We start from the raw sequence: 15,645 nt of genomic DNA on the forward strand, positions 1-15,645 counted from the left end.
CGGGAGGGCCGTGGCATCCTCCGGAGATGAGCCTGCCCGAACCGGTGATCGACCTGAACGACGGCCTGCTGCTGCGCACCTTCCGCGGCCAGGCCGACCTCCCCGAGCTCTTCCGCGTCATCGAGGAGTCGCTGGAGCACCTGCGCCCGTTCATGCCGTGGGTGGCCGGGCACAGCCTGGAGTCCACCACCGACTTCCTGGCCCGCCGCGAGGAGCAGTGGGCGAACGACAACCACACCTACGCGATCGTGCAGGACGGCTCCATCGTCGGCGCCTGCTCGCTGTACCGGCGCGAGGACTCCCCCGACGAGGGCCGCGAGATCGGCTACTGGCTGCACCCGGCCGCGACCGGCCGCGGCATCGCCACCCAGGCCACGCGCGCCCTGGTCGAGCAGGCGTTCCGGCTGCCCGGTGTCGAGTACGTCGAGGTCTGCCACGACCCGGCCAACCTGGCCAGCGGCGCGATCCCGGCCCGGCTCGGCTTCACCGAGCACCGCCGCCTGCCCGCCGAGCCCGTCGCCCCGGCCGAGACCGGCGAGGACCTGTTCTGGCGCCTGACCCGCCCGGAAGCCCGGTAGCGCATGACCGGATCGTTCCGCATCGGGGCCCGATGGTGTCTACGCGCGGGCCCCCGCCGAGCGCCATGATCGAGGCATGAAGAACGCACTCCTCGTCATCGACGTCCAGGAATCCTTCCGGCAGCGCGAGAACTGGGCCGCCGTGTCCAACCCCGCGATCGTCGAGCGGGTCAACGAGCTCGTCGAGCACGCCCGCGGCCGCGGCGACCTCGTCGTCTGGGTCCTGCACTCCGAGCCCGGCACCGGCACGGTCTTCGACCCGGCCCGCGGCTTCGTCCGCCTCATCGACGGCCTGGCGCCCGCCGAGGGCGAGCCCGTCGTCACCAAGACCTCGCACAACGCGTTCACCACGACCAACCTCCAGCAGGTGCTCACCCAGCACGGCGTCGGCGGCGTCGTCGTCAGCGGCATCCGCACCGAGCAGTGCTGCGAGACCACCACCCGGGTCGCCGGCGACCTCGGCTACGAGGTCGTCTTCGTCACCGACGCCACCGCCACCCACCCCATCGAGCACCGCGACGCCCCCGCCGGGCGCAGCCTCGCCGAGGTCCTCGCCGACCCGCGCACCCTCTCGACGGACGACATCATCGCCCGCACCGAGTACGCTCTGGCCGGCCGCTTCGCCACCGTCACCACCGTCAAGGAGCTGACCGGATCGTGACCCGAGTCGTCTTCCTGCTCGTCCCCCACGTACACCTGCTGGACCTCGCCGGGCCCGCCCAGGTGTTCTCCACCGCGGCCGACCACGGCCTCGGCTACGCGAGCGCGTACGTGGCCGAGCAGGAGGACGTCCCCACGGCGCAGGGCATCGCGCTGCGGGCCGCCACCGCGTGGCCGGAGCTGTCGCCCGGGGACCTCCTGGTGGTCCCCGGCTGGCGGTCGGTCACGCTGCGGCAGAACGGCGCGCTGAGCGCGGCCACGCTGGAGCGGCTGGCCGCGCACCACGCCGCCGGCGGGACGGTGGCCAGCGTGTGCGCCGGCGCCGACGCGCTCGGCCGCGCCGGGCTGCTGGACGGCCGGCGGTGCACCACCCACCACGACCTCCAGGAGGAGCTCGCCCAGCGCTACCGGCGGGCGAGCGTCGTGCGCGACGTGCTCTACGTCGTCGACGACCGGGTCGTGACCTCGGCCGGGATCGCCAGCGGCATCGATCTCGCGCTGCACCTCGTGGCCGTGCGGAACGGCCCGGCGGCGGCCGCCCGGATCGCCCGCGAGATGGTCGTCTACGCCCGGCGCAACGGCGACGAGCGGCAGGCCAGCGCGATGCTGCGGCACCGCGGCCACCTCGTCGACGCCGTCCACCGCGCCCAGGACCTCATCGACGCCCGCTTCGACACCCGGCTCGGCCTCACCGACCTCGCCGCCGCCTCCGGCGTCAGCGAACGCACCCTCACCCGGCACTTCACCGAGGCCACCGGCCGCACCCCGCTGCGCTACCAGCAGGAGCTGCGCGTCGAGCGCGCGGAACACCTCATCGCCCACGGCGCGACCACCGAGACGGCCGCCCGCGCGGTCGGCTTCCAGGACGCCCGCATGCTGCGCCGCCTGCGCGCCCGCACCGGCCCGGGTACCGGTGCGGGCGCTGGCGCCTGAAGGCCCGGGTCACGCTCTGGCGGCGGCCTCGATCCGCTCCTTGACGGCCCGCATCTGGACGACCGTGTTGGCCGTCAGGTGCTCGGCCATCTCCTTGTCCCCGAAGGGGAGTTCGTCCCGCACGTGGAAGTCCTGCACCCAGCGCATGTGGACGCCGTCCGGGGTCTCCCGGTACTCCCAGAAGATCTTCATGTACTCGAAGGGTCCGGTCTCGACCCGGTGGGCCCGCACACTGCGGGTGCTCAGGTCGCTGGTGCGCTCGGAGACCCAGGTACGGGCCACGCCCGCCTCGTCGGGGTGCATGGTGAGCCTGAACCGCACGGTGTCACCCCGCTGTTCGAGGATCTCCGCGTCGGCGTACTCGGTGAACAGCCGCGGCCAGCCGGCCACGTCGTTCGTCATCTCCCAGACCAGGTCGAACGGCGCCGCCACGACCGTGCTCGACTCGGTGTGCCCGTGTTCGGTCATCGCGCTCAGGCCTCCGCGCGCTGCCGGTTGACGTACTCCAGCAGGGCCGCGGGGGTGCGCAGGTCGTCGATCACCTCGTCCGGGATGGCGACGCCGAGCCGGCCCTGGACCTGGGTGACCACCTCCAGGACGGCCAGCGAGTCGTAGCCGAGCTCGCCGAAGTCGGCGTGCAGGATGTCGCCGTCGAGGTCGACGGCCTCGCCGGTGCCCACGCACTGGCGCATGATGTCCCGCAGGCCGTCCAGGTTCAGGGTGTCCATCGCTTCAACTCCGTTTCCGTTGAGCACTGTTCGTGCACTTCTTGGTCGCGCAGAGCCTGTTCGTGCAAAGCCTGTTCGCGCAGGGCCCGTTCGCGCAGGGCCTGTTCACACGGCCCGGACGACGACCGCGGCGTTGAAGCCGTTGTGGCCGCGGGCGATCACGAGCGCGGTGCGCACCGCCGCCTCCCTGGGGTCGCCCAGGATCAGGTCGACCGGGCAGTCCGGGGAGGGCGCGGTGACGTTCACGGTCGGCGGGACGACACCGTGGCGCACCGCCAGCAGCGCCGCCACCAGGTCGACCGTCGGGCCGGCCGCGTAGAGGCGGCCGGTGGTGGTCTTGGGCACGGTGACCGGCACCCCGGCGGGGCCGAACACCTCGGCGAGCGCCCGGCTCTCCAGCCGGTCCAGCGCCGGGACGCCGTAGCCGTCGGCGAAGACCACGTCGACGTCGGCCGGCGCGCACCGGGCGTCGGCGAGCGCCCCCTCGATGGCCCGGCGCAGGTTGGGCCCGCGCCCGGTGGCCGGGTGCGGGTCGAAGGCGCTGGCGTAGCCGGCGATCTCGCCGTACGGGCGCACGCCGCGGGCGCGGGCCGACTCCGCCTCCTCGACCAGGAGGATCGCCCCGCCCTCCCCGGGCGCGTAGCCCGAGGCCGCGGCGTCGAAGGGCAGGTAGGCCCGCGCGGGGTCGGCGCTGCGGCTGACCAGGCCGGGCGGGATCTGCCCGACCAGGCCGGAGGGCGAGAACGAGGAGTCCGTGCCGCCGGACAGGACGAAGGTGGTGCCGCCCCGGATCGTGCGCCGGGCCTGGCCCACGCAGTCCAGCCCGCCGGCCTGGTCGGTGATGAAGACGCCGCTCGGCCCGCGCATGCCGTGCCGGATCGAGATCTGGCCCGAGTTGGCCGCGTAGAACCAGGCGATCGCCATGTAGGCGCCGACCTGCGAGGGCCCCTTGGAGTAGAGGTTCTGCATCTCCCGCTGGCCGAACTCGGCGCCGCCGGTGGCGTTGGCGGTGACGACGCCCATCTGGTACTCGGGCTGCTCCTTGGGGTCCAGCTCGCCGTCGAGCAGGGCCTCCTCGGCGCAGACCAGGCCGAACTGGGTCATCAGCGCGGTCTCCACGACGACCCGGCTGGGCAGCAGCGCGTACGGGTCGAAGCCCGGCACCTCGCCGATGACCTTGATCGGGTAGCCGGTCGGGTCCATCCGGGTCATCGGCGCCAGCCCGCTGCGGCCGTCGAGGGTGTTGGCCCAGTACGTCTTCACGCCGATCCCGGTCGGCGCGACGACGCCCAGGCCGGTCACCACGGCGCGTCTGTCCGGTTCCGCGGTCATCGGAGCACCCTCCCCTCGTCGGCCAGCACGATCGCGCTCTGGAACCCGCCGAAACCGCTGCCGACGCTCAGCACGACGTCGGTCCGCTGGTCCCGGGCGGTGACCGGGACGTAGTCCAGGTCGCACTCCGGGTCCGGCGTCTCCAGGTTGGCGGTCGGGGGCACGACGTCGTGCTCGATCGCCAGGCAGCAGGCGGCCACCTCGATGGCGCCGATCGCGCCGAGCGAGTGCCCGATCATCGACTTGATGGAGCTGACCGGGGCCCGGTAGGCGTGCGCGCCCAGGGCGCGTTTGAAGGCCGCGGTCTCGTGCCGGTCGTTCTGCCGGGTGCCGGAGCCGTGCCCGTTGACGTAGTCGATCTCCTGCGGGTTGACCCGGGCCTGGTCGAGCGCGGCCCGGATCGCCTCGGCCATCTCCCGGCCGTCCGGCTTGAGGCCGGTCATGTGGTAGCCGTTGGCGCGGCTCGCGTAGCCGGCCACCTCGCAGTAGATGTACGCGCCGCGCTTGCGGGCGTGTTCCAGTTCCTCGAATACCATCACCGCCGAACCCTCGCCCAGGATCAGGCCCTTGCGGTTGAGGTCGTAGGGACGGCAGGCGTGCTCGGGGTCGTCGTTGGCGGTGGACTGGGCGCGCAGGGTGTCGAAGCAGGCGACCGTGACCGGGGAGACCGGTGCGTCGGTGCCGGCCGCGAGCATCACGTCCGCGCTGCCCTCGCGGACCAGCTCGAAGGCGTGGCCCAGCGCGTCGATGCCCGAGGTGCAGCCGGTGGAGATCAGGCCCACCGGGCCCTCCGCGCCGCAGGCCCAGGCGAGTTCGGCCGCCATCGAGCTGGGGACCATGACGTCGTACAGGTGCGGGACGGCGTACTGCGGGTCCACCAGCCACTTGCTGCCGCCGTCGCTGAGCACCACGTACTCGCGCTCCATCAGCTCGGTGCAGCCGATCGCGTTGCCCAGCGAGACGCCGACCCGGCCCGCGTCGGGCGCGCCGCCGGCCAGGCCGCTGTCGGCGAGCGCCTCGCGGGCGGCGATCAGCGCGAGCTGGCCGGCCCGGTCCAGACGGCGGGCCTCCTGCGGGGACAGGCCGCAGGCCAGCGGGTCGAAGTCGATCTCGGCGGCGACCTGGCAGCGGAAGTCCGACGGATCGAAGTGGGTGATGCGGCGGGTGGCGGTGCGCCCGGCCGTCAGGGTGTCCCAGAACGCGACGGTGCCGACGCCCTTGGGTGCGATGACCCCGATGCCGGTCACCACGACGCGGCGCCCGGTCATGAGGTCACGGCTCCGACCTGCGGCAACTCGCCGCCGGCGGAGGGAAGTTCCTCGGTGTCCACGTGGCCGAGCTCGGGCTTGGGGGCGAGCGGGCCGAGGAAGAACACGGCGAACATCTCCTCGTCGCCGTGGTTGTCCATCCGGTGCCGCAGCCCCTTGGGGATCATGAACGAGTCCCCCGCCACCAGCTCGATCGGCCGCCCCTCCAGGAGCAGCGTCATCCGGCCGCCGACGATGTAGAAGTACTCCTCGGAGTACGGGTGGTAGTGCTCGCTGACGAACTCGCCGGGCATGAGCGACCCCGCGCCCAGGAAGCCGGCGGTGGCCGCGCACGTCCTCGGGCTGAGCAGGACGCGCAGGTCGCCGCCGCGCCGCCGGTTCGGCGGGACGTCCGCGAACGCGACCTTCCCGGGCTCGCCCGCAGGGGTTGAAGTCATGGCCTCTCCTTCTCCGGTGGTCCGACTGACGGATCGTCAGACGGCAAGCTGTACGCGGTACTCGGCCAGCCAGGTGTTGAGCTGGAGTGCGAACTCGATGTTGGTGCGGGCCAGCCAGTCCGACCCGCCCGGCCATTCGGCGCCGGCCGCCGCGCGGGCCGCCGCGCCGTCCAGCAGCGGGGCCACCGGGGCGGCCGGGTCGCGCAGCACGGCGGCCAGCTCGCGCTGGAGCATCCGCGCGTACGCCGGGTCCTGGTTGACCGGGAACGGGCTCTTGCGCCGCTGGGCGACCGACCGCGGCAGCAGCGGGGCGACGGCCGCCCGCAGCAGGCTCTTCTCGCGCCCGTCGAAGGACTTCATCCGCCAGGGCACGTTGAAGGCGTACTCGACCAGGCGGTGGTCGCAGAACGGCATCCGGGCGTCCAGCCCCACCGCCCGGCTCAACCGGTCGTCCCGGTCCAGCAGGCGCGGCAGCCACCGGGTCAGGTGCAGGTGGCACAGCTCGCGCATGCGCCGCTCGGCCGCGTTCTCGCCGTCCAGCCGCGGCACCTCGCCGATCGCCTGGCGGTAGCTGTCGGCGCCGAACCCGGCCAGGTCCAGGCCGCGCAGCAGCCCGCGGTCGAACAGGCCGAGCCCGAGCCCGTCCCTGGACTGCTCGTGCGAGCGCTCGTACGCCACCCACGGGAAGTGGCCGGTGCGCACCAGCTCCGGGTCGTGCATCCACGGGAAGCCGCCGAACAGCTCGTCGGCGGCCTCGCCGGAGAGCACGACGCCGGCGCGCTCGCGCACCGCGGCGAAGAGCAGGTGGGCGGCGACGTCCATCTCGGCGAACGGCGTCGGCCGGTCCTGGGCGCGCAGCACCGCCAGGCGGCCGGCCGGGTCGGCCAGGTCTGCGGTGCCGAGCACCACGTCGACGTGCTCGGAGCCCAGGTGGCGGGCCAGTTCGGCCGCGTACGGGGCGTCCGCGGTGGCGCGCACGTGGTCGGGGCGGAAGTTCTCGGCGTGGCCGAGGAAGGTGCCGGTGGCGGTGAGCAGCGGCTTGGCCCCGCGCTCCGCCGAGGTACGGGCGGCCAGCGCGGCCACCGCGCCCGAGTCGAGGCCGCCGGAGAGCAGCACGCAGGGCGCGGGCTCCTCGGGCAGCATCCGGTTCACCGCGTCGGACAGCAGCAGGCGCACGGTCGCGACGGTGGTGTCCCGGTCGTCGGGGTGCGGGCGGCTCTGCAGCCGCCAGTAGGCGCGCTCGGTCAGCCACCCGTCGGCCAGTTCCACGACGTGGCCCGGACGGACCTCGTCGACGCCCCGGAAGACGCTGCGACCGGGGGTCTTGATCTGGGTGAACAGCTCGCGCAGGCTGTCCGCGTCCGTCGCCGGGTCGACCGCCTCCCCGGCCAGCAGGGCCTTCGGCTCCGAGGCGAAGGCCAGTTCGTCGCCGAGCCGCGCGTAGTGCAGCGGCCGTACCCCGAGGCGGTCCCTGGCCAGCAGGAGCCGGCGGCGGCGGACGTCCCACAGCGCGAACGCGAAGGCGCCGTCCAGCCGGACCGGACAGTCGGCGCCCCACTCCCGGTAGGCGTGGAGCACGGTCTCCGGGTCGCCGCCGGACCGGGGCCGGTGGCCACGGGCGTCCAGCACCCGGCGCACGCCCTCGGGCCCGTACAGCGTGCCGGCGAAGGCGATCACGGCCGTCACCTCGCCGTCCTCGACCAGGGCGGCCGGGCGGGCCCCCGGTGGGCCGGGGAACGCCAGCAGGGCGTTCCCGTCGGTCCAGGTCCCGTGGGCCGGCGGGCCCCCGGGCGTCATCGCGGCGGCCATCGCGGCCACGCCCGCCGTCCTCCGGTCCGGGTCGGGCCCCAGCCCCACCCACCCGGCGATGCAAGTCATGCGGATCCCCTCGGTCGCGACGTCCCCGGTCGGTGCCGCGACACAGCATGGGGAGCCGCCCTCTCGGGTGGATCGAGCCCGCCTGAACGTCCGGCGGGCGTGTCCGGGGCTCAGAGCGTTTCGAGGACTCCTCTACCGGCAGCCGGAACGCTGTCCCCGGCAGTACCGCAGGGCCACCGCACCCTCACGTAAAGAGGCTTCAACCGTGTCGACTTCCACCAGCCGGCCCGCCGGGCTCCCGCACTTCGCGGTCGCGGGCATCGGCGCGGGCCCGGCCAACCTGAGCTTCGCCGCCCTCGCCGAGGGCACCGTTCCCGGGGCGGTGGCGCTCTTCGACCGGCGGGGCTCGCACGCCTGGCACCCGGAGCTGATGCACCCGGGGGCCCGGCTGCAGACCTCCTGGGTGAAGGACCTGGTCACCCTGGTCGATCCGCGCAACCGCTTCTCGTTCCTCAACTACCTGGTCACCACCGGGCGGATCTACGCCTTCCTGAACGCCCAGTTCGAGGCGATCCCCCGGCTGGAGTACGACCGGTACCTGGCCTGGGCCAGCGGTGAGCTGGGCACCATCCGCTACGGCGTCGACATCACCGCGATCTCCTTCGACGGCGTCTTCGTCCTGGGCTCCGGCGACCGCCCGGTGGCCACCGCCGACCACCTGGTGCTCGGCCTCGGCACCCGCCCGTACGTGCCGGACTGCTTCGAACTCCCCGGCCCGCACGGCGTCCTGCTCGCCGAGGAGCTCACCGGGCACTTCACCGGCTGCCGGCCCGGACCGCACGAGACGGCCGTGGTGATCGGCGGCGGCCAGACCGGCGCCGAGGCGGTGCTCTCGCTGCTGCGGCTCGGGCTGCGGGAGATCCGCTGGATCGGCCGGCGGCCGTGGTTCGCGCCGATGGACGACTCGCCGCCCGCCAACGACTTCTACCGGCCCGCGTACGTGCGCCACTTCCAGAGCCTGCCGGCGCACGTGCGCGACAGCATCGCGACGAACCAGATCCTCACCAGCGACGGCGTCTCGATGGCCACGCTGCAGGAGCTGTACCAGGTCAACTACGAGATCCGGCTGGCCGAGGGACGCTCCCCGGTGATGATGCTGCCCGGCCGGGACGTGGTCGGGGCCGTCGAGCGGCAGGGCTCGGTGGTCCTGCGCTGCCGCCGGCTGGGCGGCGGCCAGGAGCAGCACTCGGCCCGGCACGTCGTGCTGGCCACCGGCCGGCGGCCCGCGCCGCTGCCGTTGGACCCCGAACTGCTCGACCTGGCACCGGGCGAGGAGCCGGTCATCGAGGCGGACTACTCGCTGCGCTGGAAGCACGGCGACACCAACCGGATCTTCGCCCAGAACCGCGCCCAGTCCAGCCACGGCGTGGTCGACCCCAACCTCAGCCTGCTCTCGGTGCGCAGCGCCGTGATCATCAACTCCCTGCTGGACCGGTCGGTCTTCAGCATCCGCGACGAGCAGGTCCACACCCTGTGGGCCTGACCCGCCCGGACCGCCCCGGACCGCCCGGTCCCCGCTCCCCCGCCCAACGGCACCTGGAGGTAGACGAGATGCCCGACAACCGGACCGACGTACTGATCGTGGGCGCCGGGATGGCAGGCCTGACCGCGGCCGTGTTCCTGGCCTGGCACGGGCTGCGCCCGGTCCTGGTCGAGCGCCATCCGCAGGAACTGGTGCACCCCCGGGCCCGGGGGATCAACGCCCGCTCGGTGGAGGTGTTCCGTCAGGCCGGTCTGGAGGAGCGGCTCTTCGCCGCCCGGGGCGAGGGCATCGTGGCCTCCGACGCCGACTCCTCGCGGATGCTGATGGCCCGCACCCTGGCCGACCGGGACGTCGACTTCGTCGACCTGGCGACCGGCTCCGCGGACGGTGTCAGCCCGACCGAGTGGTGCCCGATCGACCAGGACCGGCTGGAGGTCATCCTGCGCGAACGGGCCCGCGAGCTGGGCGCCGACGTGCGCTACGGCGTCGAGCTGACCGCCCTCACCCCGCGCCCGGACGGTGTCTCGGCGCGGGTGCGCGAGGCCGCGGGCGGCGCCGAGTACACCGTGGAGGCCGCCTACGTGGTGGCGGCGGACGGCCAGCGCAGCACCGTGCGGCGCCTGCTGGACATCCCGGTGGAGGGCCCCGGGGTGCTGCTCGACACCCTCTCCATGGTGGTCGAGGCCGACATCGAGGAGGTCGTCGCGGGCCGCCGCTTCGGCTTCGCCTACCTGGGCAGCCCGCGGCAGGGCACGGTGATCTTCCCGCACGACGGGAAGAACCGCTGGTGCTTCGGCGTGCCCTTCGAGCCCCGCAAGGGCGAGACGGTCGCCGACTACCCGGCCGAGCGCTGCCTGGAGCTGTTCCGGGAGGCGGTCGGCCTGCCGGAGCTCGACGGCCGGCTGGTGCCCCAGCTGCCGGACGGCACCGAGGTGCTGCCGTTCGCGATCGGGGCGTACTGCGCCGAGCGGTTCGTCCACGGGCGGGTCCTGCTGGCCGGCGACGCCGCCCGGATCGTGCCGCCGACCGGCGCGTTCGGCGGCAGCACCGGCATCCAGGACGCCCACAACCTCGCCTGGAAGCTGGCCGCCGTGGTCAAGGGCGAGGCCGGCCCCGGGCTGCTGGAGAGCTACGACGCCGAGCGCCGCGCGGTCTCCGAGTTCACCATGGAGCAGGCCATGGCGCAGATGGTCTGGCGCACCGGCACCACGGCGTCCGACGAGGTCGACGGCATGCGGCTGTGGGACTGGTGGTCCGTCATCCTGGGCTACCGCTACCGCTCGGGCGCCGTCGTCCCCGACCCGGCCGACGGCGCCGACGACGGGCTGCCCGCGGTCGAGACCGGCCGCCTCTCGGCCCAGCCCGGCACCCGCGCCCCGCACCTGGCGACCGGCGCGGGCACCTCCACCCTCGACCTGTACGGGCGGAACTTCGCCCTGGTGGCCGGCCGCTCCGGCGCCACCTGGGCGGCCTCCGTGCTCCGCGCGTGCGACGAGCTCGACGTCGAACTCGACTTCTACCTGGCCGGGTTCGACCTCGACGTGCCGACCGCGCAGTGGGCCGAGCGGCACGGCGTGCGCGACGACGGCGCGGTGCTGGTCCGCCCGGACGGCTTCGTCGCCTGGCGCAGCCGCACCGGCGCGGACCCGGACGGCGACCGGCTGGTCGCCGCGCTCACCCGCGTCCTCGCCCGCGACTGAAACACCCGATCCCATGTCAAACGAGAGGAGTTCGACAATGTCCGAGCTGGAGACCCGGTTCAAGGAACTGGTCGCGCTGGTGGACGCCACGCCCAAGGACCAGGTGGAGGGGAGGCTCGCCGGACTGCCCGGCGGCGTCCCGGCCGCGCTGGACACCGTGTACGAGCAGCTGACCTCGACGTTCAACCCGGCCAAGGCGGGCGGCGAGGGCGGGATCTTCCAGTACGAGGTGGCCACCGCCGGCGGCGTCCAGGAGTACCACCTGGTGGTCGCCGACGGCGCCTGCACCGTCGGCAAGGGCACCCGGGAGGACGCCGACGTCGTCATCGGCGTCAAGGTCGTCGACATGCTGCTGATGGCCACCGGCAAGCTCTCCGGCCAGAAGGCCTTCGTCACCGGCAAGCTGAAGCTCCGCGGCAACGCGTTCTTCGGCATGAAGCAGGGCGAGTGGTTCGACTGATGGCCCGGACTCCGATGTCCGAAACTCCGATGACCGGGAAGCTGCACGAACGGCTGGGCGCCGCGGGCGCGCCGCTGCTGGACGCCGTCCGGGAGCACCCGTTCTTCGCCGGCCTGCGCGACGGCTCCCTGCCGGGCGGGGCGCTGCTGCACTTCGCCCGGCAGGACGCCGACTTCCTGCTCCCGGCGTACGGCCGCGCCCTGGCCCGCTGCGCCGCGCTGGCCCACGACCACGACCACGCCCTGGTGCTGACCCGGATGGCGGTCGGCACCCTGGAGGCCCGCCAGGCCATGGCCCTCGGGTACGACCTGATGGCGGGCGAGCTGGCCGCCGACGGCGACGACTCCTGGCGCACCCGGCCGGCCGATCCGGCCACCCACGCGTACACGTCGTTCTTCGGCGCGGCGAGCGCCGGTTCGCTGGCCGAGGGGGTCGGGGCGCTGCTGCCCTGCTCCTGGTTCTACCTGAGCATCGCCGACGACCTGCGCGAGCGCCACGACCCCGGCGGCCGCTACGCCTCCTGGGTCTCCGCGCTGCACCCGGGCGAGGACTACCGGGAGGTCCTGGACGGCTTCCTGGCCCTCGTCGACGACCTGGGGCGCAGCTGCTCGGCCCGGGAACTCGCCGGGCTGGAGCGGAACTTCGCGATCGCCACCCGGTACGAGTGGAGCTTCGTCGACGCGGCGCTGCGCCAACTCGACTGGCCCATCGCTTCCATGACGTCCTGACCAAAGGAGGTGGCGCGTGCGCCTCGGCATCAACATCACCAACTTCGGCTGGCCGGGCTCGCCGGAGAACATCGGCAGTACGCTCGGGCGGATCGCGCGGACCGCGGAGGAGGTCGGCTTCGACAGCCTCTGGGTGATGGACCACTTCTTCCAGACCCCGCTCAACCGCGGCCCGGCCGGCCCGTGCCCGGAGGCGTACGCCACGCTGGGCTTCGTCGCCGGGCAGACCTCGCGGATCCGCCTCGGCACCCTCGTCACCGGCGTGGTGAACCGCCACCCCGGTGTCCTGGTGAAGACGGTCAGCACCCTCGACGCGCTCTCCGGCGGCCGGATGTACTTCGGCATCGGCGCCGCCTGGTACGAGGAGGAGCAGCGCGGCCTGGGCATCCCGGTGGTCCCGCGGGCCGAGCGGTTCGAGCGGCTGGAGGAGACCGTGCGGCTCGCCAAGCACATGTGGGCGGGCAGCGAGGAGCCGTTCCTCGGCAGGCACTACCGGCTGGAGGAGCCGCGCAACGAGCCCAACTCGCCGCAGCGGCCCCACCCGCCGGTGCTGATCGGCGGCCAGGGCCGGCGCAAGACCTTCGGCCTGGTCGCCCGGTACGCGGACGCCTGCAACGTCTACGAGCTGCCCGACCCCGAGCTCATCAAGGACAAGCTGGCCACGCTGCCGCCGCAGCACCCGATGCGGCGCAACGCCCACCTCAAGCCGACCGAGGTGATCCGCGAGCAGTTCGACGTCCTGCGGCAGCGCTGCGAGGAGGCCGGGCGGCCGTACGGCGAGATCGAGAAGACCACGCTCGGCGCGGGCGCGCTCACCCGGACCGGCGGGGGCGGGGCCTACTCCCCGGCCGGCGCGGTCGAGCGCTTCGAGCGGCTCGCCGAGCTGGGGGTCGACCACGCCATCGTCGAGCCGCCCGACCCGTGGCGGGAGGGCGCGCTCGACGTGTGGGCGGAGGTCATTGCGGCGGTGGCGAGGATCGTTCCGGCCGGGCGCTCCTGAGCCGGGCTCCCGCTCCGGGCCGCCGGGCGATCGCGGCCAGTGCGCGGTCGATCGCCCGGCGGCCCGCGGGCAGCCTCCGCAGCAGCACGCCGAGGGCGAGGAGGGCGGCGAGGGTCATGTCCGTCCTCCTCAGAACTCGCCGCTGACGGTGGCCGCCAGGTAGCCGTCGAGGTCGGGGACGTCCGGGCGCACCACGTGGCGCACCCAGGCGTCCCGCTCCGCCCCCATCGCCACCAGCTCCCAGATGCACGCGGTGGCCGCACCGGGGGCCGGCCGCCAGTCGGCCGGGTCGGCCCACTCGGAGATCCACGTCCGGGAGTGCAGGATCAGCCGGTTGGGGCTCCACCAGGCGACGACGACGTAGCAGCCGTCCTCGTCCTCGTGCAGCACGCTGAAAGCGCAGCTCAAGGCCTCCGGATAGGCGTCCGGCAGGCTGCGTTCGACCGCCCGGCGGGCGGCCTCGATCACGTGGGCGGGGGGCCTCGGCCGGGTGGCCGAGATGCCGTACCGCTTGACCCGCCAGCCCCGCACCCGGTCCGGGGCGAGGGCGACCATCCGACGCGGTGCCCAGGGCACCGGCACGACTCCGACATCCATGGCCGCCACGGTAGGCGGGCGCCCTCCAGGCGGGATCGAACCGGTCTGGACGTCCGTCAGCCCGCCACCAGCCGGCCCCCAGCCCGCTCCGAGGCCCGGCCACCACCCTGGAGCACGCGAACAACCACCGGACGACGATGAGGGGTTGACGACTGTGCGCAGGCTCAGTTGCGACTCGGCGGAGCTCTCCGCGGAGTACGGGATACGGATCGGGCGCTGGACGCAGTACGCCGAGTCGGCGCGGCTGCCGTTCGACGCGATGTGGTGCCTGGTGGGCCCCGGCTCGTCGAGCGCGCGGGACGGCCACCCGGAGACGGAACTGGCGGTGGTGGTCACCGGCCGGGCCGAGTTCGAGGTCGAGGGGTCCGGCACCACGGCGGCCCCGGCCGGCACCGCCGTGCTGCTCGACCCCGAGGAGCGGCACGTCATCCACAACCGCTCCGAGACGGACCCGCTGACCATCCTCAGCATCTACTGGCTGCCCGGCGCGGCGGACGGGGACCGGTCGTGACCGCCCGCCCGGTGGTGCTGCTCAGCCCGCCCCCGACCCCGAACGGCCCGCTGCACCTGGGCCACCTCTCCGGCCCCTACCTCGCGGCCGACGTCGCCGCCCGCGCCGCGCGCGCCCGCGGCGAGCGGGTGCTGACCGTCTGCGGCACCGACGACCACCAGAACTACGTCGTCGCCAGGGCCGAGCAGCTCGGCCGCAAACCCGACGAGCTCGTCGACGAGTTCGGCGCGCTGATCCGCGCCTCGCTCACCGCCGCCCGGATCGAGCACGACGTCTTCACCACCCCGCGCACCGACCGCAACCACCGCGCCCGGGTGGCCCGGCTCTGCGTCGAAATGGTCACCGCCGGGCTGCTGCCCGAGGCCGAGTGGCCGATGCTGCTCTGCGAGGACTGCGGACGCACCCTGCACCACGGCTACGTCGGCGGCGGCTGCCCGGCCTGCGGCGAGCCGATGGGTGGCGGCACCTGCGAGGCGTGCGGCGGCTTCGCCATCGCCGCGCAGCTGCGCGACCCGCGGTGCCGGTGCGGCGGCGCACCCCGCACGGTGCGCCACCGGGGGCCCGTCCTCGCGCTGGAGGACCACCGGGAGGCGCTGACCCGGATCTGGTCCGCCGCGGTGCTCCCCGCCCGGGTCCGCGCCCTGCTCACGCGGCTGCTGGACGAGGGGCTGCCGGACGTCCCGGTGAGCTACCCCACCGACTGGGGGATCGAACTGGTCGGCGGCAACCGGCTCGACGTCTGGGTCGAGATGGGCCTGTCCTACCTCGACCTGATCGGGCGCCGGCTCGACCCGGACGCCCGCCGCCTCACCGAACTCGGCGCCGCCTGGGGCGGACTGGGCGGTCTGTGGCCGTTCCTCGGGATCGACAACGCCTTCTACTACGCCGCCGTCTTCCCCGCCCTGGCCGTCGCCGCCGGCGCGCCCTGGCGGTCCGTCCTGTCCGGCCTGGTGGTCAACGAGTTCTACCGGCTCGACGGGCTCAAGTTCTCCACCAGCCGCGACCACGCCGTCTGGGCCCACGAGCTGCTCACCACCGAGGACCCGGAGACCCTCCGGCTCTTCCTCAACTGGGACCGCCCCGCCCCCTTCCCGAGCAACTTCACCGCGGCCGGCTACGCGGCCTTCGCCGAGCACCGCCCGCCCCGGCACCCCGACCCCGGCGGGCCCCTCGCCGACGCCGACCTCGCCCGGGCCGAACAGGCCCTGCGCCCCGAGACGTTCGACCCCGCGCTCGCCGCCCGCTGCCTCCTGCCGCTCGCCGCCGGCGCTCCTGACACCCACCCCCTGGACGCCCGCGCCCGGCGGCTGCTCGACGCGCTCACCGGCCGCGGCCCGGCCCCGGAACGGTAG

Annotated in this window: 18 protein-coding genes; 10 read left to right on the forward strand and 8 right to left on the reverse strand. The window is 74.1% G+C overall.

The window, feature by feature from the left end:
- Positions 1-26: 26 nt before the first annotated feature.
- The 3 genes from ACFXDE_RS25210 to ACFXDE_RS25220 all read left to right on the forward strand — a co-directional run bounded on the left by ACFXDE_RS25210 (position 27) and on the right by ACFXDE_RS25220 (position 2,171).
- Positions 27-578 (forward strand): GNAT family N-acetyltransferase, encoded by a 552-nt coding sequence (locus ACFXDE_RS25210; protein WP_380497025.1) that lies wholly within the window; start codon positions 27-29, stop codon positions 576-578.
- 76 nt (positions 579-654) lie between these two features.
- Positions 655-1,239: a cysteine hydrolase family protein gene (locus ACFXDE_RS25215; protein ID WP_380497026.1), complete on the forward strand. Its 585-nt coding sequence runs from the start codon at positions 655-657 to the stop codon at positions 1,237-1,239.
- Complete coding sequence (locus ACFXDE_RS25220; RefSeq protein ID WP_380497027.1) at positions 1,236-2,171, forward strand: GlxA family transcriptional regulator; 936 nt, start codon at positions 1,236-1,238, stop codon at positions 2,169-2,171. The genes ACFXDE_RS25215 and ACFXDE_RS25220 overlap by 4 nt, the downstream gene beginning before the upstream one ends.
- A 9-nt stretch (positions 2,172-2,180) precedes the next feature.
- Here the strand turns inward: ACFXDE_RS25220 and ACFXDE_RS25225 are convergent, their stop codons facing one another.
- From ACFXDE_RS25225 to asnB, 6 genes are all read right to left on the reverse strand, one after another.
- On the reverse strand, positions 2,181-2,639 hold the full coding sequence (locus ACFXDE_RS25225; protein WP_380444030.1) for an SRPBCC family protein: 459 nt from the start codon (positions 2,637-2,639) through the stop codon (positions 2,181-2,183).
- A gap of 5 nt (positions 2,640-2,644) precedes the next feature.
- Positions 2,645-2,899 (reverse strand): acyl carrier protein, encoded by a 255-nt coding sequence (locus ACFXDE_RS25230; protein WP_380444028.1) that lies wholly within the window; start codon positions 2,897-2,899, stop codon positions 2,645-2,647.
- Positions 2,900-3,004: 105 nt separating this feature from the next.
- Positions 3,005-4,231: a ketosynthase chain-length factor gene (locus ACFXDE_RS25235; protein WP_380497028.1), complete on the reverse strand. Its 1,227-nt coding sequence runs from the start codon at positions 4,229-4,231 to the stop codon at positions 3,005-3,007.
- On the reverse strand, positions 4,228-5,499 hold the full coding sequence (locus tag ACFXDE_RS25240) for a beta-ketoacyl-[acyl-carrier-protein] synthase family protein (RefSeq protein ID WP_380497029.1): 1,272 nt from the start codon (positions 5,497-5,499) through the stop codon (positions 4,228-4,230). Before ACFXDE_RS25240 ends, ACFXDE_RS25235 begins: the two co-directional genes overlap by 4 nt.
- Positions 5,496-5,936 (reverse strand): cupin domain-containing protein, encoded by a 441-nt coding sequence (locus ACFXDE_RS25245; protein WP_380497030.1) that lies wholly within the window; start codon positions 5,934-5,936, stop codon positions 5,496-5,498. Before ACFXDE_RS25245 ends, ACFXDE_RS25240 begins: the two co-directional genes overlap by 4 nt.
- 36 nt (positions 5,937-5,972) lie before the next feature.
- A complete protein-coding gene (gene asnB / locus ACFXDE_RS25250) occupies positions 5,973-7,814 on the reverse strand; it encodes an asparagine synthase (glutamine-hydrolyzing) (protein WP_380497031.1) in 1,842 nt (613 codons plus the stop codon).
- A gap of 205 nt (positions 7,815-8,019) precedes the next feature.
- Here asnB and ACFXDE_RS25255 point away from each other — a divergent pair, with 205 nt between their 5' ends.
- The 5 genes from ACFXDE_RS25255 (at position 8,020) to ACFXDE_RS25275 (ending at position 13,185) form a co-directional block, all read left to right on the forward strand.
- Complete coding sequence (locus tag ACFXDE_RS25255; RefSeq protein ID WP_380497032.1) at positions 8,020-9,297, forward strand: lysine N(6)-hydroxylase/L-ornithine N(5)-oxygenase family protein; 1,278 nt, start codon at positions 8,020-8,022, stop codon at positions 9,295-9,297.
- 68 nt (positions 9,298-9,365) lie between these two features.
- Positions 9,366-10,997 (forward strand): FAD-dependent oxidoreductase, encoded by a 1,632-nt coding sequence (locus ACFXDE_RS25260; protein WP_380497033.1) that lies wholly within the window; start codon positions 9,366-9,368, stop codon positions 10,995-10,997.
- A 37-nt stretch (positions 10,998-11,034) separates the two neighbouring features.
- Positions 11,035-11,457 carry an SCP2 sterol-binding domain-containing protein gene (locus ACFXDE_RS25265; protein ID WP_380497034.1) on the forward strand — a complete coding sequence of 141 codons (423 nt, stop codon included), beginning with the start codon at positions 11,035-11,037 and terminating at the stop codon, positions 11,455-11,457.
- Between the two features lie 29 nt (positions 11,458-11,486).
- Complete coding sequence (locus ACFXDE_RS25270; RefSeq protein ID WP_380497035.1) at positions 11,487-12,185, forward strand: TenA family protein; 699 nt, start codon at positions 11,487-11,489, stop codon at positions 12,183-12,185.
- Between the two features lie 16 nt (positions 12,186-12,201).
- Positions 12,202-13,185 (forward strand): LLM class F420-dependent oxidoreductase, encoded by a 984-nt coding sequence (locus ACFXDE_RS25275; RefSeq protein WP_380497036.1) that lies wholly within the window; start codon positions 12,202-12,204, stop codon positions 13,183-13,185.
- Here the strand turns inward: ACFXDE_RS25275 and ACFXDE_RS25280 are convergent.
- Both ACFXDE_RS25280 and ACFXDE_RS25285 read right to left on the reverse strand, forming a co-directional pair.
- The gene (locus ACFXDE_RS25280; RefSeq protein ID WP_380497038.1) at positions 13,142-13,303 is read right to left on the reverse strand and encodes a hypothetical protein; all 162 of its coding nucleotides are present in this window, start codon (positions 13,301-13,303) and stop codon (positions 13,142-13,144) included. The genes ACFXDE_RS25275 and ACFXDE_RS25280 overlap by 44 nt on opposite strands.
- 11 nt (positions 13,304-13,314) lie before the next feature.
- Positions 13,315-13,782 carry a hypothetical protein gene (locus ACFXDE_RS25285; protein ID WP_380497039.1) on the reverse strand — a complete coding sequence of 156 codons (468 nt, stop codon included), beginning with the start codon at positions 13,780-13,782 and terminating at the stop codon, positions 13,315-13,317.
- 154 nt (positions 13,783-13,936) lie between these two features.
- Between ACFXDE_RS25285 and ACFXDE_RS25290 the strand changes: the two genes are divergently transcribed.
- Both ACFXDE_RS25290 and ACFXDE_RS25295 read left to right on the forward strand, forming a co-directional pair.
- Entirely contained in the window at positions 13,937-14,293 is a 357-nt protein-coding gene (locus ACFXDE_RS25290; RefSeq protein ID WP_380448987.1) for a cupin domain-containing protein, read from the forward strand.
- A complete protein-coding gene (locus ACFXDE_RS25295; protein WP_380497040.1) occupies positions 14,290-15,645 on the forward strand; it encodes a class I tRNA ligase family protein in 1,356 nt (451 codons plus the stop codon). The genes ACFXDE_RS25290 and ACFXDE_RS25295 overlap by 4 nt, the downstream gene beginning before the upstream one ends.

This window comes from Kitasatospora sp. NPDC059408 (assembly GCF_042751525.1).
GTDB lineage: Bacteria > Actinomycetota > Actinomycetes > Streptomycetales > Streptomycetaceae > Kitasatospora.